Below are 22,061 nucleotides of genomic sequence, written 5' to 3'. Positions count from 1 at the left end.
GGAATTTTTATAGCTTTCTTCTTTCGTAAATCAGACGGTTGTACTATTATAGATAATTGCATGGATAACTAGATTTATATTTTTAGCAACCGATCAATTGTCACAGATGTAGCACGATATGTAGCAGAAGAGACGGCATTGAACGCAAAACAAGCATCCGGCAAAAATCGCAGAACAAACCAAAGGACAAACCTGAAAGCAGACCCGCGAAAAACTCAGCAAACGGGTCAGCGAAGGATAAGCAACGTCCGGGTTTTGCATCCCAAGAAACGAACGCGCCTGAATTACGGTCGCATCATCATGCTTGGGATAATCCTCTATTTCATTATCTGGGCTATTTATCCAATTACCTACCGTGCCCAGCAAGGGCGAGAGCTTGAATCGCTGAAGAAGCAACTCGTGCAAACCAACAAGCAAAACAATCAACTCAGTAAAGAAGTACAATATTTGCAGTCGGATACATACGTGGAGCAAGAAGCTAGATCCCTTGGCTTATCAAAGCCCGATGAGGAAGTCATTGTAGTTATCCCGCAGGATTCAAAAAAACCTCTTAAGGGAAAAGAAAATGGGGTCGAAAAAAACAGAGACACGGGGCAACCGGCATCGTTGTGGCAAAGAATTGTCGGTGTTTTTTCGGGCGTCTTGTAGACGCGGCTATGTCAACTATTGACATTTATCCTCGTAAAATGGGAAAATTTGCTTATTGATTTGAAAGGAGTTTTTAAAAACACACGTATGTCTCTGGAAGTAGGAATTATCGTCGAGGGCAAGATTGTAAAGACCACGAACTTTGGCGCATTTGTTGAGTTGACCGGGGGTCGGACGGGCCTCATCCACATCTCCGAAATCACGCACTCCTATGTTAAGGACGTCAAGGATTTCCTCCATGAAAACGATACGGTAACGGCAAAAGTGGTTGCCATCAAACCCGACGGCAAAATCGATCTCTCCCTAAAGCAGCTGGAAGAGCCCAAGCAAGAGGAAGTAAGGCCACCTCGTCCTTCTCGTTCCTATGAGCGAAGGGAAGGCGGCGAGTCGTTTGAGCGCATGATGAAGGATTTTCTCAAGTCAAGCGAAGAGAAGCTGGGAGATATCAAGAGGAATTTAGAAGGCAAACGCACCTAAGCGTTAGCATTATATATCGGCCAAGATTTTAAAGAAGTCAAAAAAGTATCCTACCGGGATACTTTTTTGTTCTTTCCCGTGTGAAGCACGTGTTTGCGCCCGGTCACGTATGGTGGCGCGAGTCGCGGCATGCCGCTTCATGTCTATGTGGTAGAATTGAAACAATGAACACGACGATCGACGGAAAAGATATGGTAACTGTATATGCGCAGCTTAAGCGGAAACCGAGAGGCCTGAAGAAGATAGCTTCACGGTGTGCTTTCGGCTGTCCGCAGGTTGTTGAAACCCATGCGTTTATAGAGGATGCAAAGCCGTTCCCAACGCTGTACTGGCTCACCTGCCCGCTTAAGGTTAAAGCGGTATCCCGCATGGAAGATGATGGCTGGGCAGAGCGTTTGCGCGAGCGCATTGCAGTCGATAGTGAGCTGCGCGAGCGTCTTGAGTGTGCCCAGGAGGACTACAAGCTACGGCGAAGAGCCGGCACGGGTACGGATATAGATAAAGATATCGATGAAGAAACAAGTGTGGCGGGTCATCCGGTGTTTGAAACCGGTGTGGGGGGCGTGCATAACTTAAACGCCGTAAAATGCCTTCACGCGCACTATGCACACTACCTGGCTGATGGTAATAATCCAATCGGTGAGCTGGTAGAAAAGGAACTGTCGGGATCAACCGGCCTTGAATGCAAGGAGCCCTGCGACCGTAATGAAAATCGGCGCGATTGATATCGGAACAAATTCGGTACGCCTCCTGATCGCCGAAAAAAACGGCGGATGGCATGATTTGAGACGCGAACTCGAGATAACCCGCCTCGGCGAGGATGTAAACCGCACCCATAAGATCAAACCGGGGGCCATGGAGCGCACGCTTGCCGCGCTTTCCAAGCATAAAGACCTATTCGAGCGCTATGGTGTAGAGAACGTGCGGGTGGTTGCAACCAGCGCCATGCGCGATGCCGCAAACTCCGCCGATTTCATAGCGATAGTCAAGGAGCGCCTCGGCCTAACAATCGAGGTCATCTCCGGGGAAGAGGAAGGGCGCCTGACCTTTGCTGGGGTCGCCGGGCCCGGTTCACTGGTCAAGCCCGATGAGTTGGCGCTCGTAGTCGACGTGGGCGGCGGCAGCACAGAATACATTTATGGCAGAAACGGCGAGGTATTTGGCGCAACCAGCCTTAACATCGGCTCGGTGCGCCTCTACGAGCTTTTCATAAAACACGACCCGCCGCTTGCCACCGAGCTTAAGGGCGCACGCGAGATGATCCGAACGGCCGCCATGCCGGCCTTCGAGAAAGCCGCCGTCGAAAGCCCCGATGTAGTTATCGCGGTCGCCGGCACGGCCACCCAAATTGCAGCCATCTACTACGGGGTAGAACCTTACGACCCCGAGAAAATTCACGGGGCACGGATAGGCCTCTCCGAACTCACATCGCTTATTAAACAACTTGCCGCGATGCCGGTCGAAGAGCGGCGGGCGCTAAAGGGCATGCACCCAAAAAGGGCCGACGTAATCGTTACCGGAGCCCTTATTCTTGAGGAAACGCTCTTGGGCCTCGGCTTTCCCGAAATGATCATAAGCGAGAAAGACATCCTCGACGGGATCGCTTACTCGATCGGCTAATGGGCCGGTCGGACCTTGACTTTATCCGGTGAACTGGGTACATTAAACTAGGATTTTTCAAGAGATTTATCTAAAATCCAATCCACGAAAAATAAGCCCGAGTGGCGGAATAGGCAGACGCAGCGGACTTAAAATCCGCCGACCTTTAGGTCGTGCCGGTTCGACTCCGGCCTCGGGCACAAATTTCCAGATAATGGCTCTACGGAGCCGTTTTTATGTTATTGCTCCTCGGAATAGTTATTATTAATAGTAAAGAATAGTTCTTGGTGGGGGTACGTATGCCTAAAAGAACACATAAAAATGGAAAGGGAATTCTATTTGGGAATTCCGGTGAGTACTTTGTAATGGCAGAGCTGCTTCGTCGAGGTATAAATGCGGCATTAATAACAAGAAACGCACCTGAATACGATATTTTAGCAACCTCTGACAATAGTGCTGTAAAGATTAGAGTAAAGACAAAAACAGAGCCACATGATACCTGGCAATGGAACGCTAAAAAAGATGGTACGCTGTTTCATAACGTTGATGATTCGGATTTCTCAATACTGGTACATCTTCCTGAAATAGAAGCGATGCCTCGTTATTATATTATGCCGACTGAAAGATTAGATCTGAAAATCAAAGAAAAACGGGTAGATTGGTTAAGTAAACCCGGAAGGGATGGTAAACCCCATGATCCCAATAAAAGGCACCGCACAATTAGCGAGAAGAACGATTCGGCATTTTTAGAACCATTTAATAATGCATGGCATATTTTAGGTCTTTAGCAATACGTTATTGCTTTAATACACCAGTGTTAAAAGCTAAATCGTGGGGCTAGGGCTAGTGGTTATAAAATCCGGTTAATAACGATCAAGCTTTTGTTTTTAAGCAATAGCACTAAACTATCTACTTTATCACCCCTCTAGCTGCTACAATGTTATTAAATCGATTAATACCTTCAGAACCACCGATCATACAGACTGCTGGATATAGATCAATCCTCAAATCAAGTACCCCGCTTTTCCATCCGTGTTTGTTGAGTTCTTGACTGGTTGAATAGTTCTCAATGTCGGTATAGAATGGGTTTATGGATGAAAAAGACCTGTTCAAGGTACTCAAAGAAGGTGAAAGCCAAGGGGTTGAATTTAAGCGCTCTTTTGCTGAAATAGACCGGGCAATTCATGTTCTGGTCTCTTTTGTAAATGCAAGCGGCGGTATCGTTATCTTTGGCGTAGGCGATGACGGCTCTTTGATCGGCATTGATAGCGGCAAGAACAACATTGAGCGAATCTCAAATAAGATAATCGCCAATACCGATCCAGCTATTTATCCAGAGATCAAGCTTCTAACAGTTGATGGTAAGAAATTGCTGGTTGTAAAAGTTGGTAAAGGCAGCAGCAAACCCTATCTGGCTTTTGGTAAACCATACAAAAGAGTCGGCAAGAATACCGTTCAAATGGAGCGTGAGGAATTTAGAAGCCTGCTCCTTGAAGACAGAGTCTCTTTTGACTTACTGCCTGTCAAGAACGCGGGCCTGGATGATATCGATGGCGAAAAGGTTGATTGGTTTTTAAAACGAAGAGCCGAGATCAGAAACCAATCTCTTCCCAAATCAAACCTTGAACAAATCCTTATAAATCTACACGCGATAAGTAGCGACCTAATACCTACCTGGTCAGGTCTTCTGTTTTTCGGCAAGGAGCCCCAACACTTTCTGCCGAGAAGCCAAGTGAAGATAGCCCGCTTTAAGGGCACTGCAAGAACCGAGTTTATCGACGAGGCAAGGCTAAAAGGCACTTTGCCGGCGATGCTTGCCGATGCTGAAAAGTTTATCAGAAGAAACACGCGAAAAGCCCAAAAGGTAGTTAGCTTTAAAGCCAAAACCACCTATGAGTACCCTTACCAGGCTTTGCGTGAAGCAATAGTAAATGCCCTGGTTCACAGGGATTACGAGCAAGAAGGCTCTATACAAATTATGATTTACGATGACAGAGTTGAAATTCTAAGCCCCGGCGGTCCGCCAAAAGGACTTGATATCAATCAGCTTGAAGGGGTGCATCAGCCAAGAAACGAAATACTTTGCGAGCGATTCCACGATATTGATGAGATGGAAGAATATGGCACAGGCATTACAAAGATGAAGAATTGGATGAAGAGCCACGGCTTAAAAGAACCAAAGCTTGAGGAAAAAGCAAAGCACTTTTTGATTACTTTTTATGGCCCTGGCGAGCACATTCTTGATTTAATCCCCGAAGAAGGCGAAACTGACTTAAAGGCACTCGGATTTAATGAACGCCAAATCAAGGCACTGGAGCTTATGGTTAATGAAGGTTTGTTATTATCCAATCAAGAATACCGCCGAGTTTTTGACGTGTCTCGACGAACCGCAACTCGTGAGTTAGCAGAATTAGCTGGTAAAACCAATCTAATTATATTGCGAGGTAGCGGAAGAGGTGCGCATTATTCTTCAAGAAGCTAGCTTGTTGGCTCATTTATAAGATTTTTGGCGCGTTTCCTGGCTCATTTTCAAGTGGCTCATTTCGGATAGAAATGGCGCATTTAATGGCGCGATTCTAATGAAAATGACACGATTCATGACATGATTGAACAGCGGGCACACTTAATCTAATCGAATCAACTTCTCCAACTGTTCAAACACCTTTAAAATATTGTTCGAACAGTGGCTTGCCTGGTGCACCGATTCTTAAACAAATGAAAATCTGGTCTAATTGCCAGGATCAAGCCCTTCGGCTGTATAATAAAATAATGATTTTTCAAAAGAGGGAGCAGAAGCAGCACTTGAGAATGCAGAAGTGTTCCTTGCCAAGACAAAGGAAATTCTAAAATCCAATTAATTTTGTTAATATATACCGATAGGAGGATTAATTTTCTTATTCCTCGGCATAGCGTTGGCGGAAAATAAGAGCAACTTTACTACCCTACCGTCTGCTTAAATAGTTCCTGACGCTCTCATAGAGCCACCGCGTTATCCTGAACATAAAGAGAAGTACTGCGACTGCCAGGAGAAGCGTTGACAGATTAATCAGAAAACCGGAGACATCCGTAAGAACAGAGAAGCCGCGAAGCAGCATCGCCGTGGCAAACGTAAATATTGCCGCCGATGCCAACGCCAGGTCCGGATACCTGTTTCGATTTGTGTACGCGTATACTGCAACGGCCCCGGTCAAATATGAGACAAGCGCGATGCTCAGGCTGCTAATATCCATCTCTATTTCACCTTCAATCCCACTTAATCTACCCCATGGAGTCCCGATTCTATCGGGCGGGTTGCCCGGTAATTTGGTTTTATACAGCGGTTTTAGTGGGAACAACTAAGTATCGGAGAAATATGGAAAGGATGGGGCGCAGGGCGATGCCTTCAGGAAAAGGTACCGCCTGGCCACAGATCGATTATGTACGAGCGATCGAGGGAAAATGACGAACTGCAGAAAGAGCTGGAAAAGTTTAGAAAGCTGTTCTTCGAGGCTTTTGATGCGGTGTTTATTTTTACTATGGACGGCTCAATCTCCGATGCTAATGAATCCGCCGAAAAACTCACCGGTTATTCGCGCCGGGTACTCCTTCGAATGACCGCTTTTGATCTGCGTCCTCACCAGGAGCGCCCCAGGGTTCAGCGCATACTGGACGACCTGCAACGCCTGGGAATAGTGTGGAATGTAACCGATACCCATATCAAGCGCAAAGACGGTATGCTCATGCCGGTCGAGGTAAACGCCAAAGTGATAGATATCGGCCGGCATCCCTTTATATTGAGCATTTTCAGGGACATAACGGAGCGTAAGAAAATCGAAGCGGAGATCACTGAGAGGAACGATAATCTCGAGATATTGAATAAAGTCGCGCTTGAGATTACGTCTCGCCTGGACCTGACGGATATCCTCACGAGCGTGGTGAAAAACGCCGTCGACATCGTCAATGGCGCTGCCGGCACCATAGGTTTCTACGACGAAAAACGCAAGGCCTTACGCTATCCCTATATGTACAATATTCCAAGGAACCTGGAAAAAGCGATAAACGCAAAAGGCAGCCGGCTTGCGGATTACGTGATGGTTACCAAGAAATCGATAATCATTAAGGGTTATCCGACCTATGAAGGGGCAATGCAGGAGTTCGTCGATGCCGGGGTTAAATCGATTATACTCGTGCCGATCTCCTCTAAAGGAACGGTATTCGGAGTATTAAGTGTTTTTGGGTTCGTTCCCCAAAATAAATTCACGGAACGGAGTCTCTGGCTGCTTGAAGGTATAGGGAGGCAGGCGGCTGTTGCCGTTGAGAACGCCCGGCTGTTTGAAAAGATACGGGAGTCCGCGCGCGGTTTGAGGGACCAGAACCGTAATTTAAGGATACTAAGCCGCATGTCGCTCGAGATAACCTCTGGTCTTGAGCTTAACAGGTTGCTCCCCATTATCGTTAAACGCGCTGTCCAAATAGTGGATGCGGATGCAGGTGCGATCGGCCTCTACGATGAGGGGACCGGTACGTTTACCTACCAATATATCTACCGCCTTCCCGATATCCTTTCAAAAACAAAACTAAAAATCGGAGAGGGATTAACCGGTGAAGTCTTAGCCACGAGGCGCCCCGCGGTGGTTAACGACTGCGCCGCCTACCCGGGCGCCCCACCGGAGTTTATTGGTTGCGGGATGCACGCGGTAATTGTGACCCCGTTGATGGTGGAGAACCGTCTGACCGGGGCGCTGCTGGTGGCGCACTTAAGCGAAGTCAAGAAATTTACCGGAGCCGACCTCTCGCTTATCGAGGCGGTAGGCCGTCAGGCGGCGATCGCTATGGAAAACTCGCATCTCTTTGAAGAGACCAGGCAACGCGCCAGAAGAAGCGAGGCCGCTAACGAAATAAGCCGGCTTATCACCTCGACCCTCGAGCTATCCGAAGTACTGCACCTGGTCATCAACGAGATAAGTAAGGCCATCGGTACGGAAGCGGGCGGTATTTTCTTTTACCAGGCCGAGGAGGGTATGTTTTATGGAAAAATGGGGTACGGTCCGGCGAGCGAACACATCGAGGATATGGTCGAGGATGCCGAGAGTTTTAAGATGGCGATTGAGGCGATACGCACGGGAAACGCCGTTCTCATTAATAACGCTGGCACCGATCCGAGGATTCCGCATAGATACGTCGAGATGTTTGGCCTGCGCTCTGTCCTGGTGCTTCCGCTTATCGTGAAGGATAAAGCGATAGGCGTTATCACGCTCGGGCACACCGATAACGTGCATGAATTCGACGGCGACCAGATTGCGTTCGCCAAATCGATAGCGTCCCAGGCGGCAATCGCCATTGAAAATGCACGGCTCTACGAGGGTGAGCGCTACGTGGCCGATGTTCTGCAACGAAGTTTCTTGCCCGAGACCATTCCACAGATACCAAGCACCGACACCGCTGTATTTTATACATCATCCAGCGATGTTGGTAGGGTAGGCGGTGATTTTTACGACTTCATCGAACTCTCCGACAATCTTATCGGCCTTGCGATAGGCGATGTGAGCGGCAAGGGAATCGAGGCCGCCTCGACGACGGCCCTCGCAAAATATACGGTGCGCTCGTTTGCGTTCCAATCAAAACACGCCTCGGCCGTGATGGAGTTCGCAAATAAAGTCATCGCCCGCGAGATCGAGCCGGGAAGGTTCATCACGTTGCTTTACGTTATCTACAATTGGGAGAGCGGACGCCTTTTAATATCAAATGCGGGCCACCCCTTCCCGGTTCATTACGTGGCCCGTCTGCAGAAATCGCACCTGGTCGAAAACGTAAACGCGGCGCTCGGCATCCTTCCCGAGCTGAGCTTTTCCGAGGCCGTCGAGCGGCTTGGCGCCGGCGATATCCTGGTTCTTTACACCGATGGGCTTATTGAGGCGCGCCACGGCTCGCAGTTTTACGGAGCGGAGCGTCTCATGCAGGTCGTCACCGAGAGCGCGGACCTTTCCGCAGCCGATATCGTCAACCGTATAGTGGCCGATGTTACCTCGTTTACCGAAGGCCGGCTGACCGATGATATTGCGCTCAGCGTGCTTAAACGAAACCCCACCTAGCCCCCAATTACTCCGCCCTATAGGCCGGTAAAGTTGCACAAGCACTCGATGCTGGTTATACTGAATTTCGTCTTTAGATATGGGGGAGTTCATGCACGACAACATTATCAGGCAGGTACTGGAACAGCTAAAAAACGGCGACGTGGGTGTTGAAGAGGCCTATGAGCGGCTCAAGCACTTACCCTTTACCGATCTTGAGTTTGCGAAGGTCGACAACCACAGGGCGATTAGAAAGGGTTTCCCCGAGGTCATCTTCTGCCAGGGGAAGACCCCGGAGCAGATTAGAAATATCGCGCAAACGCTTCTCGATAACGGCGGTACGCTTCTCGCCACAAGGGCTGATGAGGCGGCATACCGCGCGGTGCAAGAAATTGAACCCGAGGCGATCTACCATTCCCAGGCCAGAATAATCATCGTCGACAGGCGTCCGAGCAAAATGGCGGTTGGGAATGTAATCGTTATCAGTGCGGGAACCGCGGATGTACCGGTTGCCGAGGAGGCCGCTATAACCGCGGAGGTGCTCGGCGCAAAGGTTGCCCGTGTCTTCGATGTCGGCGTTGCCGGTCTACACCGGCTTCTTGCCTTTTATGAGAAGATTGCCTCTGCCAAGGTGCTTGTTGTCGTAGCCGGCATGGACGGCGTCTTGCCAAGCGTGGTGGGCGGCCTTGCCTCCTGCCCGGTTATCGCCGTGCCCACAAGCATTGGGTATGGTGCGCATTTTGGAGGCCTGGCCCCGCTTCTTACCATGCTCAACTCATGCGCAAGCGGTGTTTCTGTAGTGAATATCGATAACGGCTTCGGCGCGGGATATCTTGCCGCGATTATTAATAGGATAGGCGAGATAGGCGAAGCAGATGAGATAGGTGAGATGGGTGAGACAGTAGAACTAGGCGATGGCGCAAATGACTAATCTGCCCCTTGAATTACAGCAAAAACACTCTGTACTGATAACCATTCTCAATGAGATGGGGAGCATGCTCATCGGGTACTCCGGCGGTGTCGATAGCACGTTTTTATTGAAAAGCGCCCACGACCTGCTTGGCGATAACGTGCTTGCGGTGACCGCCGATTCCGCCACTCTTACCGGGGACGAACTCGATGAAGCCGGCGAAGTGGCATCCGCCATCGGTGCGGCCCATCTTGCGGTAAAGACCGACGAGTTCGAGAGCGAAGACTTCATCGCAAACCCGCCTGAGCGTTGCTACTACTGCAAAAAGGAGCGCTTCTCCGCTTTAAAAGATATCCAGGCGGCACGGGGGTTCAAGTGGGTTGCCGAGGGCTCCAACGCCGACGATGATAACGACTGGCGCCCGGGCACAAAGGCGGTCCGCGAACTTGGTGTTCGAAGCCCGCTCAAAGAAGCCGGTCTAACAAAACCCGATATCCGTGAACTCTCGCGGGCTTTGGGCCTATCCACCTGGGATAAGCCGAGCGCGGCCTGTCTTGCCTCGCGGATTCCTTACGGTGAACGCATAACCGAAGATAAGCTCAACCAGGTAGCCGAGGGTGAGCGGTATCTAAAAGAGCTAGGCTTCAGGCAGCTGCGGGTTCGCCACCACGGTGACCTTGCAAAAATAGAGGTGCCCGCGGATGACATGCAAGAGGTTATTCGCCGAGCCGACGAAATCACGACCAGGATAAAGCAACTTGGCTTTTATTTTGTCGCACTTGATCTCGCGGGCTTTAAAAGCGGCAGCATGAACAAGGTTCTCAATAAATAATTAAGCGATTTTTGCCGTTCACCCGGCATCCACCCTCAAAAAATCCCGTCTATAGATGCAAATTTATTTGACATCCGGGTTTTTACGGTGATAAGCTACGACTAAGCGCACTAATTTTATCGGAATTGTAGAAATACAAGGATATCAAGTGTATTAGGGAGAAACGGTGAAATTTTCTGCAAAAAGTGAGTATGCGCTAAGGGCTCTTGTGGATATATCCGGCTACTACGGCCAGCGACCGATAGGTGTCCGCGAGATAGCGATGCGGCAAGGGATCCCCGAGCGTTTTTTGGAACAGCAGATTACGGCATTACGCAAAGCGGGCCTGGTTAAAAGCCAACGCGGCGCCCAGGGAGGCGTCATGCTGTCGCGCGCCCCGGAGGCTATAACCGTCTTTGAAATCATCGAGGCCCTGGAAGGGCCACTCTCAACCGTTACTTGCGTAGGCAACGGCGTTCCTGAATGCGCTAAGAACACGCAGTGCGCCGTGCAGGACGTTTGGTGTCAGGTAGGCCTTGCCGTTGAGCGCGTGTTGAGGGGTATGACCCTTGCGCAACTGGCTAAGCGGCAGATAAGCTACGACCAGTCCGCACAGCCGATGTACCATATTTAAATATACTGGATTAAGACCCGTATCTAAAATATGTACCTAAGATATCAAGAGATTTTTAAGGAATCGAGGAGTAATCGTGGGACGTATCTACAACGACATCACGGAAACAATCGGCAAGACGCCGCTGGTACGCCTAAACCGGGTAACCGATGGGGCAAAGGCTATCGTGGTTGCAAAGGTGGAATCCTTTAACCCGGCCGGAAGCGTGAAAGACAGGATCGGCGTCAACATGATCGATTGGGCCGAGCGCGAGGGCAAGTTAAAGCGGGGCCAGACTATCGTAACGCCGGCAAGCTTCAAGGGGCCGGGAACGACAATTGTCGAGCCGACCAGCGGCAATACCGGCATCGCACTTGCATTCGTAGCAGCGGCACGGGGATACGGCGTAATACTTACCATGCCCGACACCATGAGCATCGAGCGAAGGACTCTGCTCAAGGCATACGGGGCGCAACTTGTTCTTACTCCCGGAGCCGAGGGAATGAATGGCGCTATCGCCAAAGCAGCAGAAATACAACGCGAACACCCCGACTACTATATGCCGCAGCAGTTTGAAAACCCGGCTAATCCGGATACCCACAGGGGAACCACCGCTGAGGAGATCTGGCAGGATACCGACGGTGTGGTTGACATCTTTGTAGCCGGCGTCGGTACCGGTGGCACGATTACCGGCGTATCCGAGGCTATAAAACAGAAAAAGCCGGAGCTGAGGGTAGTTGCGGTCGAGCCGGCCGACTCGCCGGTCCTTTCGGGCGGGCAGCCGGGGGCACATAAGATACAGGGAATCGGCGCGGGATTTGTTCCTAAGGTCTTAAATAAAGATATAATTGACGAGGTCGTTACGGTAACAAACGACCAGGCGATCGAGTTTGCGCGTCGCTTGGCGCGGGAAGAAGGCATTCTTGCCGGCATATCGAGCGGCGCGGCGGTCTATGCGGCGGTCGAGGTCGCCAAGCGGCCCGAGAATGCGGGAAAAACAGTCGTAGTTATCTTGCCGGATACCGGTGAGAGATATTTAAGTAATCCGGTCTATTCCGAGTTGGAGTAAGCCGGGCATACGGGGAGGTGTTTGCATGTTTCGAACTCTTAAAGAGGAGATCAATACTACATTTGAAAAGGATCCGGCGGCTAAAAGCGTTATCGAGGTGTTGCTGTGCTACCCGGGATTTCATGCAATCATGATGCATCGCCTTGCCCATTATCTGTATAAGAAGCGCGTGCCGCTCATCCCACGTGTTATGTCCCAGTTTAGTAGGTTTGTTACCGGTATAGAAATCCATCCCGGGGCGACAATCGGGCGACGCTTTTTTATCGACCACGGGATGGGCGTTGTTATCGGTGAAACGACAGAGATCGGCGATGATGTCCTCGTCTACCAGAACGCCACGCTCGGTGGCACCGGCAAGGAAAAAGGTAAGCGTCACCCCACGCTCGGTAATCACGTCGTCGTTGGCGCGGGGGCCAAGGTGCTGGGTGCCATTACCGTAGGCGACAACGTCAAGGTGGGCGCGGGTTCGGTTCTGGTGCGTTCGGTCCCGGCTAATACGACCATAGTCGGTATTCCCGGCAGGGTCGTTATGTCCCAAGGGCAGCGGCTTACCGCCGAGGAAGAGCTTCAGCACGGGCACTTGCCGGATCCTGAGGCGCAAGCCATTAAGTGCCTGGGCGATAGGATCCGCGAACTCGAGCAAAAGATAGACGAGCTTGCAAAGCAGCAAAACGCTCCATCGCTGCGCCTGGTTGCAGAGGATTCTGCCGATGGCGAGAGCACAACGTGCGATCTTGACATGGAACCGGTCAAAGAAGAAGGAATCTAAACAATAACTGGAAGAGGAGGCAGATAGTTTTGGAGGAGAAGTTTATTTATCTGGATTATGCGGCGACAACGCCGATGCGACCCGAAGTAGTCGAGGTGATGACACCCTACTTTACAAAGGAATTCGGTAATCCCTCTTCCCTGTATACACTGGGTAGAAATGCGAGGGGTGCGATAGAGGATGCCCGCGACCGGGTGGCGGCGTTCATCGGCGCCGACTCACGGGAAATTGTCTTTACGAGCGGCGGCACCGAGGCGGATAACTTTGCCATAAAAGGCGTGGCCTATGCTAATGAGAAAAAGGGTAAGCATATCATTGCCACGCCGATTGAGCATCATGCCGTCCTTGAGCCCTGTCATTTCTTAAACAAGCGCGGTTTTGAACTCACATATCTACCGGTCGACGAGCACGGTATCGTCGATCCGGCCGATGTTGAAAAGGCGATAACGGATACAACGGTTTTGGTTTCCGTCATGCATGCCAACAACGAGGTCGGCACCATCGAGCCGCTTGAGGAAATAAGCAAAGTAACGCGTGCAAAAGGCGTGTATCTGCATACCGACGCGGTTCAAACATTCGGCCACATTCCGGTAAATGTTAACGACCTTGGCGTCGATTTACTCTCGGTTTCGGCGCATAAGCTCTACGGTCCTAAAGGCGTGGGAGTGCTCTACATACGAAGGGGCACGCGCATGGTGTCGTTTATGCAGGGCGGTAGTCAGGAGAATAACCGCAGGGCCGGCACGCATAACGTGGCCGGAATCGTCGGTTTCGCCAAGGCGGTTGAGATCGCCGAGCGCGAGATGGCGGCTGAAGCCACCCGTCTTGCCGAGCTTCGCGACCATCTCATCCGGGGCATTTTTGAGAAAATCCCAAACTCCAGGCTAAACGGGCATCCGTCAAAGAGGCTTCCAAATAACGTTAGCATGTGCCTTGTCGGCGCAGAGGGAGAGGCGATTCTTCTAAGTCTTGATATGGAGGGCATAAGCGCATCGAGTGGCTCGGCCTGTACATCGGGAACCCTCGACCCATCACATGTACTGTTGGCCATGGGTATTCCCGCCGAGATAGCGCATAGTTCTCTCAGGCTCACGCTCGGCAAAGAGACGACTAAAGAAGATATCGATTACGTTTTAGATATACTGCCCCCGACCATCGAGCGCTTGAGAGCAATGTCCCCGCTGGACGCATCCTGGGGTAAAAGCAAGTGCTAAAATCGGTGAATTATAATTTATAAGCTTAGGAAGCATGTAAGGAGATATAGGTATGTATAGTGAAAAAGTAATGGAGCACTTTAGAAATCCACGAAATGTCGGGGAAGTCGAGAACCCGGATGGTGTCGGCGAGGTCGGCAATCCAACCTGCGGCGATTTGATGCGCATCACCATTAAGGTTAAGGACGACAAGATTGAGGATATAAAGTTTAAGACGCTCGGTTGCGGAGCCGCTATCGCAACAAGCAGCATGATTACCGAGCTTGCTATAGGGAAACCCCTTGCGGAGGCCGAGAAGATCTCGCGGCAGGATATCGCCGATTCGCTGGACGGTTTGCCCCCGCAGAAGATGCACTGCTCCGTACTTGCCGCAGACGGCCTGCGAGAGGCAATCAAGGACTATCGTTCAAAATCCGGCACGGAAGAAAAGTAGGTCGTACAGAATAACTACATTATGGCTGAACTAAGAAAAAGAGTGGTCTGCGCCATGAGTGGGGGAGTCGATAGCTCGGTTGCGGCCGCTCTACTTGTCGAAGCGGGCTACGAGGTTATCGGTATAACTATGAATATATGGCCGTCGGCTAAAACCGCTGAGGAGGCCGAGCGCTTTGGCGGGTGTTGCTCGCTTTCAGCGACCGACGACGCCAAGAACGTCGCCTATAAGTTAGGCATACCGCACTATACCTTTGATTTCCGCGAAATATTCAAGCAAGAAGTCATCGAGAATTTCGTATCTGAATACAAGGGCGGGCGCACGCCCAACCCGTGCATCCGATGCAACCAATTCGTCAAATTCCAGGCGTTGCGCCATAAGGCTATGGCGATCGGTGCGGACTATATAGCGACCGGCCACTACGCGCGCATTGAGTTCGATGATTCAAGGGGCAGATACCTTCTTAAAAAGGGCATCGACAAGAGCAAGGATCAATCCTACGTGCTCTACGTTCTAACGCAAGATCAACTCGCCCATACGATGTTTCCCGTCGGGCACCTCAGCAAGCAGGCAACACGCAAAAAGGCTGCCGAACTCGGCCTCGCCGTAGCCCAGAAGGCGGAGAGCCAGGAAATCTGCTTCGTCCCCGATAAAAACTATCCTAAATTCGTCACCGAATACACCCCCGGCGCTGAGAAGCCGGGTCCTATCTATGACGAGCAGGGAAACGTGTTAGGGGTCCATAAGGGCATTATCCATTACACGATAGGGCAGAGGAAAGGGCTTGGAATCTCCTCACCGGTTCCGCTCTACGTTGTCTCTATCAAGGAAGAAGAAGACGCCATCATCGTGGGAACCAAGGAAGACCTGGGGAAAACCGCCCTTCTTGCGGATGGCGTCAACCTGATCTCCATCCGCGAGCTTATTGCCCCGATGCCCGTTGCAGCGAAAATCCGGTATAAAGCATCCGAGTCGCCCGCGATGATCTCGCCCGAGCCCGAAGGCAGGATACTGGTTGAATTTGAACACCCGCAATCGGCGATTACGCCCGGGCAGGCGGTTGTGTTTTACGATGGAGAAGTAGTGGTAGGCGGCGGCACCATCGAAAGGTCTCTCTAATATGTTTAGTTGCCCGTGCTTGTAAGCAGAGGATAAGGGTCGGTTGCCGATCCGCCGCCACGGTGTACTTCAAAATGCAGGTGGGGCGCCGATTCGCTGGCATTTCCGGTGCTCCCAACATACCCTATGGTCTGCCCTTTGTTGACCCTGGTTCCTGCGGTTATGCCGCTGGCGACGTTATTTAAATGGGCGAAGAAGTATTCATTCCCGTCATCGCCCTTGAGCCAAATCATAATACCGCCGAGTCCACGGCTCTGGGGCGAAGTCCGGCTAATAACACCGGCCACACAGGCTACGACCGGTGTACCCCTCGAGGCCATAATATCCGTGCCCTTATGTCTGCGACCCCCAGAGCGTGCGGCGCCCCAGCTATCGGTATACGAATGCGCTCCCGCGACCGGGAACATAAACCCAGAGCGGGGGGCTCCACGCGACACGTAACTCTGGCTCCACGAAGAATCGACACCCGCCATCGCGATTTTTCCACTTGAACCGTGACGCTCAACTTGCTCAACGGATGCTTCCTGCTGCACCAATAAAGCGAGAGAGGTGTTCTCCAGTTTAAGCGCTCGATCTATTTCGATGTGCTTGAACTCCGCTACCTTAAGCTTGGCCTCTTTTTCGCGTCGCAAGGCAGCGAGCGCCAGGTTCTCCTGCACGAGTTTATCCTGCGATGAGTGTAGCCGAATGGCGGTTTCGATGTAGTGGTCGACGGCGAAAAGGGTTGTGGTGACTCTACTTGTCAAGTCTCCGAAGTCTCGAGAGAATGCGAGGACAGAGAGCAGGCTGGGTGATCCCAGGCTGCCCGAAGAAGCGATCGTCGTATCGAGATCCTTTTTGATTCCATTGAGTTCGTGCTGAGTCTGTGTCAGCTTTGCCTCATTTACATCGATTTTCAAGTCTACAGACTGAAATTCGGAGCTGGCGTGGTGGTGGTTGACGATAGCGACATTTAGATCGGCTTTCATCTTAATTATCTGATCTTGTATTCCCTGGATGTCTTTATGATATACGCTTGTTTGCGATGCCTCCGACAAAGGAATATTTAAAAGTGCAAACAGCACTACGAACACTGGCAAAAGTAACATAATTCTTCGCAAACTCAAAACATCACTTCCTTTCGAGATTAAATAAAGCCGCAACCGCAATGTTTTGCAGCGCTATTATCGGCCGGGTGGTCGGAAAATTTTAATCGAGATTAAACTGCATGTCTTAAATAGGTTTTTTAGTACTGGATTAAATGAAGTAATCTGTGGATTAAGGGGTTCTTGTTTATATAATCTGGGACCTGTGCTGCGATGATTGTTGCATATATAAAAAGCTAACTTGGCATTGATCAATCTTAACAATATGTGTTCTTGGAAACACATGTAAGCGCTATATATTTGTTGTAAATCGGCTCTTATCTACCAACTCCCTTCTTTTTTATTACCCTAAGTCCTAGATTTTGACTGAAGATCACTTAAATGTCTAGCCATAATTTTCCAGCTTATTGCCATAGACTCCCCTTAAGTAGACACCTTTCCCGAGGTAGCGATATGCAATTACCTATTGTCAGGTAAGCTTTAAAATAAATATTCTTATCCTGGGGACCGGTTTATGCGTGTACGGTTGAGTGCCCAAAGTAGTTTCATGGTGTGCCTGGGCTTTAAGCGAACTCGCGCTCGATGCTTATGCGACGTATCGGCCGATAGCGTTTAGCGGGCGGTAGGTAGGTGGGATAACGCAATCTTAATAATATACCCCCTAGGCTATACGTATACAGTCTATAAACAGGAGTTATAGACACATACCATATAAGGCAATTAGCAATAATACTTGCAATAAGCAGTGCTGTTCTGCTATTCTGATGATAGATTCCGGATAAGTAATGGCGCCCCTCCAGTTACTTATCCGGGTCTATTTTAAAAGGCAAGCAGGCCGCATCTTAAAACTGCGTCGCTCCGGTAAAGTTAAACGCTCCGATTTTTAGCCACGGTACGTACGCGGCCCCAAGAATCGCTTCTTTAAGCAGCCGGGCTTCAGAAACCATATCCACGTCAAAAAGCGCCTTGACGATGCTTTGCGTGAACCGTAGATTCTTAATGGGTTTTATAATCTCCCCGTTTTCGATTAAAAACGTGCCGTCCCGCGTCATGCCGGTAAGCGTTGTCTTTATCGGGTCCTCGAGGTTGGTATAATGAAACCGGCTGACCAGTATGGCCCGCTCGCAGCTTTTCACCATCTCATCTAAGGTGTGCGTCCCGGGTGCCATGATAAGGTTAAGCGGCAGCGGCCCATAAGTGTTAGGCGCCGGAAGCGCGTGCCCCGTGGACTGTTTTCCTTCCTTGTTCGCGGTATAGCTGTCATAGCAGATCGCATTAGCCACGCCGTTGTCGATAAAGACCACCTTCTGCTTGGGCACACCCTCGAAATCGAAGGTAAGCCCGATGGTGTTGGGATCAAGCGCGTCGTCCCAGATCGAGACATTCGGACTCATGATCTTCTGACCCAATTTATCCTTCATAAAGCTGCGCCCTTCCTGTACAGAAAGCGCCCCAAAGCCCGCGAAGGCCATAAATGACACCATATCCGCAACCGCATCAGGCTCGAGGATGACCGTGTAGGTGCCCGGCTCAAGGTCGATCGGGTTTTGCCCTGCCAGCGCCTTGCTCTTTGCCGCCTCGGCAAGCGCGCCGACATCGATGTTATTGACGCTGGTCGCCGTCGCGCTGGCATAGCCCGAACTAGTGCCGGACATTACGACCGCCCGCAGTTCGGCTTCACTTATCGTTTCAACCGCATTCACCCCAAGCGTATTTGCCACCCCAACGGTACTGTACCCGGTAGAATACGCTCCGGCAGCGGTCAAGTTGTTCGGCTCGACCACACCGACAAGCCTACCTATATCCGATGCCCGGTCGTTCGGTGAGTAGTCCACGGTCAATTTCGATACGAGGTCACGCTGGATGGTGGGCTTTGGTTCCGGAAGAGAGACAAAATCAGGGTCCGGCGGCCTGTGCTTTGCGATCTCTATCGCTTTGTCGACCATCTCTTTTATCGAACTCTCGTCGAGACGGTTGGTGGAAGCATATCCTTGCCTCTTATCGATGACCGCCCTGATGGAGATGCTCACGTTAGTTTGGGCCACATTCTGATGGATACTGTTATTTGAAAAGCGGGTGAGGGCCATGCTGCGACCGCTTGCAAGTACCTCGAGCTGGTCTGCGGTCGAGTAGTCTATCGCCGTCTTTAAAGCATCTTGAATGCGCTGTTTATCTATCATCTGCCAACACCCACCTTAACGTTTCTAAATCTGGCCGGGGCCGCCCCGTGCGCCACATGCGCAACCTGCATCGGCTCGCCCTTGCCGCAATTAGCAAGCCCCCAGACGCGCCATTCATCCTTTCCCGCAATGGCATCGCATGAGTTCCAAAACTCGGGGGTAATACCGGTGTAGTTGGGGTTCTTAATCATGGCCCCCAGCTTGCCGTTTTTGATCTCCCAACCTATCTGGGTCGCAAATTGGAAGTTAAGACGCTTATCATCAATGCTCCAGCTTCTATTGGTCGAAAGGAAGAGCCCGTCTTTAACGCCCTCGATCATCCCCTCAAGGGATGAGTTGCCGGGAAGCAGGTTGACATTGGTCATGCGGATTAGAGGGAGCCTGCCCCAACCGTCGGCCCGCATGCAACCGTTGCTGGCTTGTCTCAGGACCGGTGCCGTCTCGCGCGACGTCAGGTAGCCCGCAAACACCCCGTTTTTTATGATATCAAAGCGCTGTGCCGGAACCCCCTCGTCGTCATAGCCGAAGGTGCCGAGCGCCCGGGGTATCGTCGCATCCGAGTTGATGTTGACAACAGGGGAGCCGTACTGGAACTTATTGAGTTTATCCAGCGTTAAAAAACTCGTTCCGGCAAAGCTCGCTTCCATTCCGAGTACCCTATCAAGCTCGACCGGATGACCGCAGGACTCGTGCACCTGCAGTGCAAGCTGATCACCGTTTAAAATAACCGTAAGCTCACCGCTTGGGCATGGTTTAGCCGAGAGGAGCTGAACCGCCTCCTCGGCAATTCTGGAGGCATTATCTTTGAGCAGCATCCCCTGGATAAACTCATACCCGGCGGTGGATACATCGCCCCCATGCGAATTGGGATACGAGCGCTCCTGGATATCGCTGCCCTTAATCGCAACCGCATCAAGCACGGCGCCCGACTCGGTGATCTCCTGCTCGATGTAGCTGCCCTCAAGGTTAGCAAAGATCTTTTTCTCTTTGGATATGTTCATGGAGGCTGAAGAAATCGTAACCCCCTGTGTTTTTCGCACAATTTCCTCGGCTTCGCTTAAAAGCGCGAGCTTGTCCTCAAGAGAGACGGCGAAGGGATCGATTTCGACATCCGATTTGTAGCTATCTTGGATGATCGGTGCTGGCGACAGCCCAACGCTTTGCTTTGCCAGGATAGCACTGGCCTTGGCGATTTCCACCGCCAGACGGGCGATCCGCTCGACCTCCGGCTTCTCGACCAGGAAACTCCCGGCGAATCCCCACGCGCCGTTTGCCAGCACCCGCACCCCGAACCCGTAGTTGGTCGAGGCCGAAATCTCTTCAACGCGGCCTTTTTTTATCGTGATCGACTCGCTTTGTTCTTCAATAATTCTAATATCCGCATAGGTAGCCCCGAATGTTTTTGCGACATCGAGGGCAAGCGAGGTTAACTCCTTCATTCATCCTCCTCGTATCTTAATTTCTTGCTTTTTTGTTAGGGATGATTCTTGAATTCCCAAAACTGCTTCTATTTAAGCACGTTTCTTAAGTGATAGGTAGTACATCCTATGTGCCTGGGGTGGTTGGTGGTAGAGCGCTCGTAAGGATTCAATACTATCATACTGAAAGGGTTTATGCGGAATACGAATTAACGGTGCATAACAAATTGGGAGAGAAGCGACTATACGGTTACTGGGCTGACGGAACGATGCTGATGATGCGCCTTGCACCCGCATGGTCGTGGCGGTCGGCCAGCTTGCTGATCTTGACCACGTCGTTGCGCTTCGGTGCGTGGATGAAGTAACCTTCGCCAAGGTAAATACCTACGTGGTGGATCGGATGACCGAAGAAGACCACATCGCCCGACTGCAGCTCATCATAGCTCACGGCTGCGCCGAGGTCGGCTTGTGAGCGTGCATAATGGGGGAGGTCGACGCCGAATTTTTTGAAGACAACCTTAACCAGACCCGAACAATCCAGGCCGATCTTGGGGTCCTCGCCACCCCAGACGTAGGGTACGCCCAGGTACTGCAGAGCCTCGAACGCGATGGTCCCCGGCTGCACTGAGATTTTACTGGCGACCGACTGCGGTGTAGTCGTCAGGGCCTTAACGATACTGATCTGCTCTTCCTGCTGCTTCTGCTCGTCCTGCTGCAGGATCTGTTTGGTCTGTACATCGATACTTGCCAGAAGGTCGGATTCTTCCTTCATCTTGGCCTCGATGGTTTTTTTCCGCCCTTCGAGTTCTGCGGTTATCTCTTTTTGCTGTGCATAGAGCTGGTCGAGCGCGTTCTTTGCGGACTCGACCTTTTCTTTCTGATCGTGGAGCTTATCCAAGAGTTGCGCATCCTGCTCGCTGATCTTCATAAGCATGCTGAGACGCGTAAAGAGTTCTGAGAAACTGGAGTTATTAATAATGGCGTCGATTGGCTCGACGTCGCCATACTTGTAGATATTAGAGAGGCGGTCGTTGAGTACCTGGCGCTGCGCCTCAAGCTCGGCCTCAAACCAGCGGAGGCGCTCTCGCGTCTCGTTGAGGCTCTGTTCAATAGCTGCAAGCTTGGCGCTTTCGGCAAAGTAGTCCGTGTTTAAGCGCTCAAGTTCATCACCGAGTCTATCGAGTTCTGTTTTAATTTTCTCAGCCTGCTCCTGTCTGACGGCCATTTCGGCATCAGCCAGTGCCTGTTCGAGCCCCGGTGTAGCGCCACCGGACGTCGTTGTCGCTGTTGTTTCAGTATTTTGTTGCTGGTTCTGTGTGAATGCTGTATTATCGGTTGTCGGTGTCGTGGCAGTTTGGCCTGGTAGTGGTAGTGCGAAAACTGGTTGTGCTAGAAAAAACAGCATCAAGACTGCGAGAATTACGCGTTCAGCCTTGTGGCGATACAATTAGTCCTCCTGGTAAGTTTATTTAGGCATATTTTACCATACCGAGCTGGCGATTACCAGCGTTTCAAAAAGACACTTCAGTAACCCAGTATAGTACGGCTTTTCTGGTTTTGCAATGAGGAAAAATGTGTGTTATCATCATATCTGCCGGTAATCGGCCATAACGACGCGGGGTGGAGCAGTCCGGTAGCTCGTCGGGCTCATAACCCGAAGGTCACA

The 22,061-nt window shown here is 51.0% G+C and carries 20 protein-coding genes and 1 tRNA gene; 16 read left to right on the top strand and 5 right to left on the bottom strand.

Going from position 1 to position 22,061, the window contains the following annotated elements; translation table 11 throughout:
• Nucleotides 1-138 precede the first annotated feature (138 nt).
• The 7 genes from COY37_RS09565 (at nt 139) to COY37_RS09535 (ending at nt 5,206) form a co-directional block, all read left to right on the top strand.
• Nucleotides 139-648: an FtsB family cell division protein gene (locus COY37_RS09565; RefSeq protein WP_286677899.1), complete on the top strand. Its 510-nt coding sequence runs from the start codon at nt 139-141 to the stop codon at nt 646-648.
• 87 nt (nt 649-735) lie between these two features.
• Nucleotides 736-1,125, top strand: a complete 390-nt coding sequence (locus COY37_RS09560) for a S1 RNA-binding domain-containing protein (RefSeq protein ID WP_286677898.1) — start codon at nt 736-738, stop codon at nt 1,123-1,125.
• Nucleotides 1,126-1,289: 164 nt separating this feature from the next.
• Nucleotides 1,290-1,850: a DUF501 domain-containing protein gene (locus tag COY37_RS09555; protein WP_286677897.1), complete on the top strand. Its 561-nt coding sequence runs from the start codon at nt 1,290-1,292 to the stop codon at nt 1,848-1,850.
• On the top strand, nt 1,831-2,745 hold the full coding sequence (locus tag COY37_RS09550; RefSeq protein ID WP_286677896.1) for a Ppx/GppA phosphatase family protein: 915 nt from the start codon (nt 1,831-1,833) through the stop codon (nt 2,743-2,745). The genes COY37_RS09555 and COY37_RS09550 overlap by 20 nt, the downstream gene beginning before the upstream one ends.
• A 95-nt stretch (nt 2,746-2,840) precedes the next feature.
• Nucleotides 2,841-2,924, top strand: a tRNA-Leu gene (locus COY37_RS09545).
• Nucleotides 2,925-3,023: 99 nt separating this feature from the next.
• Nucleotides 3,024-3,512 carry a hypothetical protein gene (locus tag COY37_RS09540; protein ID WP_286677895.1) on the top strand — a complete coding sequence of 163 codons (489 nt, stop codon included), beginning with the start codon at nt 3,024-3,026 and terminating at the stop codon, nt 3,510-3,512.
• Nucleotides 3,513-3,814: 302 nt separating this feature from the next.
• Nucleotides 3,815-5,206 (top strand): AlbA family DNA-binding domain-containing protein, encoded by a 1,392-nt coding sequence (locus COY37_RS09535; RefSeq protein ID WP_286677894.1) that lies wholly within the window; start codon nt 3,815-3,817, stop codon nt 5,204-5,206.
• Nucleotides 5,207-5,666: 460 nt separating this feature from the next.
• Here COY37_RS09535 and COY37_RS09530 read toward each other — a convergent pair whose 3' ends face one another.
• The gene (locus COY37_RS09530) at nt 5,667-5,954 is read right to left on the bottom strand and encodes a hypothetical protein (RefSeq protein ID WP_286677893.1); all 288 of its coding nucleotides are present in this window, start codon (nt 5,952-5,954) and stop codon (nt 5,667-5,669) included.
• Nucleotides 5,955-6,140: 186 nt separating this feature from the next.
• Between COY37_RS09530 and COY37_RS09525 the strand changes: the two genes are divergently transcribed.
• From COY37_RS09525 to mnmA, 9 genes are all read left to right on the top strand, one after another.
• The gene (locus COY37_RS09525; RefSeq protein ID WP_286677892.1) at nt 6,141-8,795 is read left to right on the top strand and encodes a GAF domain-containing protein; all 2,655 of its coding nucleotides are present in this window, start codon (nt 6,141-6,143) and stop codon (nt 8,793-8,795) included.
• Nucleotides 8,796-8,886: 91 nt separating this feature from the next.
• Nucleotides 8,887-9,705: a nickel pincer cofactor biosynthesis protein LarB gene (gene larB / locus COY37_RS09520; protein ID WP_286677891.1), complete on the top strand. Its 819-nt coding sequence runs from the start codon at nt 8,887-8,889 to the stop codon at nt 9,703-9,705.
• Nucleotides 9,698-10,516, top strand: coding sequence for an ATP-dependent sacrificial sulfur transferase LarE (gene larE / locus COY37_RS09515; RefSeq protein ID WP_286677890.1), 819 nt, complete (start codon nt 9,698-9,700; stop codon nt 10,514-10,516). Before larB ends, larE begins: the two co-directional genes overlap by 8 nt.
• Before the next feature lie 166 nt (nt 10,517-10,682).
• Entirely contained in the window at nt 10,683-11,129 is a 447-nt protein-coding gene (locus COY37_RS09510; protein WP_286977374.1) for an RrF2 family transcriptional regulator, read from the top strand.
• Between the two features lie 76 nt (nt 11,130-11,205).
• Nucleotides 11,206-12,177 (top strand): cysteine synthase A, encoded by a 972-nt coding sequence (cysK, locus tag COY37_RS09505; RefSeq protein ID WP_286677888.1) that lies wholly within the window; start codon nt 11,206-11,208, stop codon nt 12,175-12,177.
• A gap of 25 nt (nt 12,178-12,202) precedes the next feature.
• A complete protein-coding gene (gene cysE / locus COY37_RS09500) occupies nt 12,203-12,946 on the top strand; it encodes a serine O-acetyltransferase (RefSeq protein WP_353682421.1) in 744 nt (247 codons plus the stop codon).
• Between the two features lie 29 nt (nt 12,947-12,975).
• Complete coding sequence (gene nifS, locus COY37_RS09495; RefSeq protein ID WP_286677887.1) at nt 12,976-14,160, top strand: cysteine desulfurase NifS; 1,185 nt, start codon at nt 12,976-12,978, stop codon at nt 14,158-14,160.
• A 52-nt stretch (nt 14,161-14,212) separates the two neighbouring features.
• Nucleotides 14,213-14,593 (top strand): Fe-S cluster assembly scaffold protein NifU, encoded by a 381-nt coding sequence (gene nifU, locus COY37_RS09490; protein WP_286677886.1) that lies wholly within the window; start codon nt 14,213-14,215, stop codon nt 14,591-14,593.
• Nucleotides 14,594-14,614: 21 nt separating this feature from the next.
• A complete protein-coding gene (gene mnmA / locus COY37_RS09485) occupies nt 14,615-15,712 on the top strand; it encodes a tRNA 2-thiouridine(34) synthase MnmA (protein ID WP_286677885.1) in 1,098 nt (365 codons plus the stop codon).
• Nucleotides 15,713-15,717: 5 nt separating this feature from the next.
• On the opposite strand, the gene COY37_RS09480 is transcribed toward mnmA, so the two are convergent.
• The 4 genes from COY37_RS09480 to COY37_RS09465 all read right to left on the bottom strand — a co-directional run bounded on the left by COY37_RS09480 (nt 15,718) and on the right by COY37_RS09465 (nt 21,842).
• On the bottom strand, nt 15,718-16,800 hold the full coding sequence (locus tag COY37_RS09480; RefSeq protein ID WP_286677884.1) for a M23 family metallopeptidase: 1,083 nt from the start codon (nt 16,798-16,800) through the stop codon (nt 15,718-15,720).
• An 839-nt stretch (nt 16,801-17,639) separates the two neighbouring features.
• Nucleotides 17,640-18,977, bottom strand: coding sequence for a TldD/PmbA family protein (locus tag COY37_RS09475; protein ID WP_286677883.1), 1,338 nt, complete (start codon nt 18,975-18,977; stop codon nt 17,640-17,642).
• Nucleotides 18,974-20,416, bottom strand: a complete 1,443-nt coding sequence (locus tag COY37_RS09470; protein ID WP_286677882.1) for a TldD/PmbA family protein — start codon at nt 20,414-20,416, stop codon at nt 18,974-18,976. Before COY37_RS09470 ends, COY37_RS09475 begins: the two co-directional genes overlap by 4 nt.
• 229 nt (nt 20,417-20,645) lie before the next feature.
• A complete protein-coding gene (locus COY37_RS09465; protein WP_286677881.1) occupies nt 20,646-21,842 on the bottom strand; it encodes a C40 family peptidase in 1,197 nt (398 codons plus the stop codon).
• Nucleotides 21,843-22,061: the final 219 nt, after the last annotated feature.

This window comes from Candidatus Aquicultor secundus, assembly GCF_002791875.1.
GTDB lineage: Bacteria > Actinomycetota > Aquicultoria > Aquicultorales > Aquicultoraceae > Aquicultor_A > Aquicultor_A secundus.
This window is presented reverse-complemented; position numbering and strand designations above follow the sequence as displayed.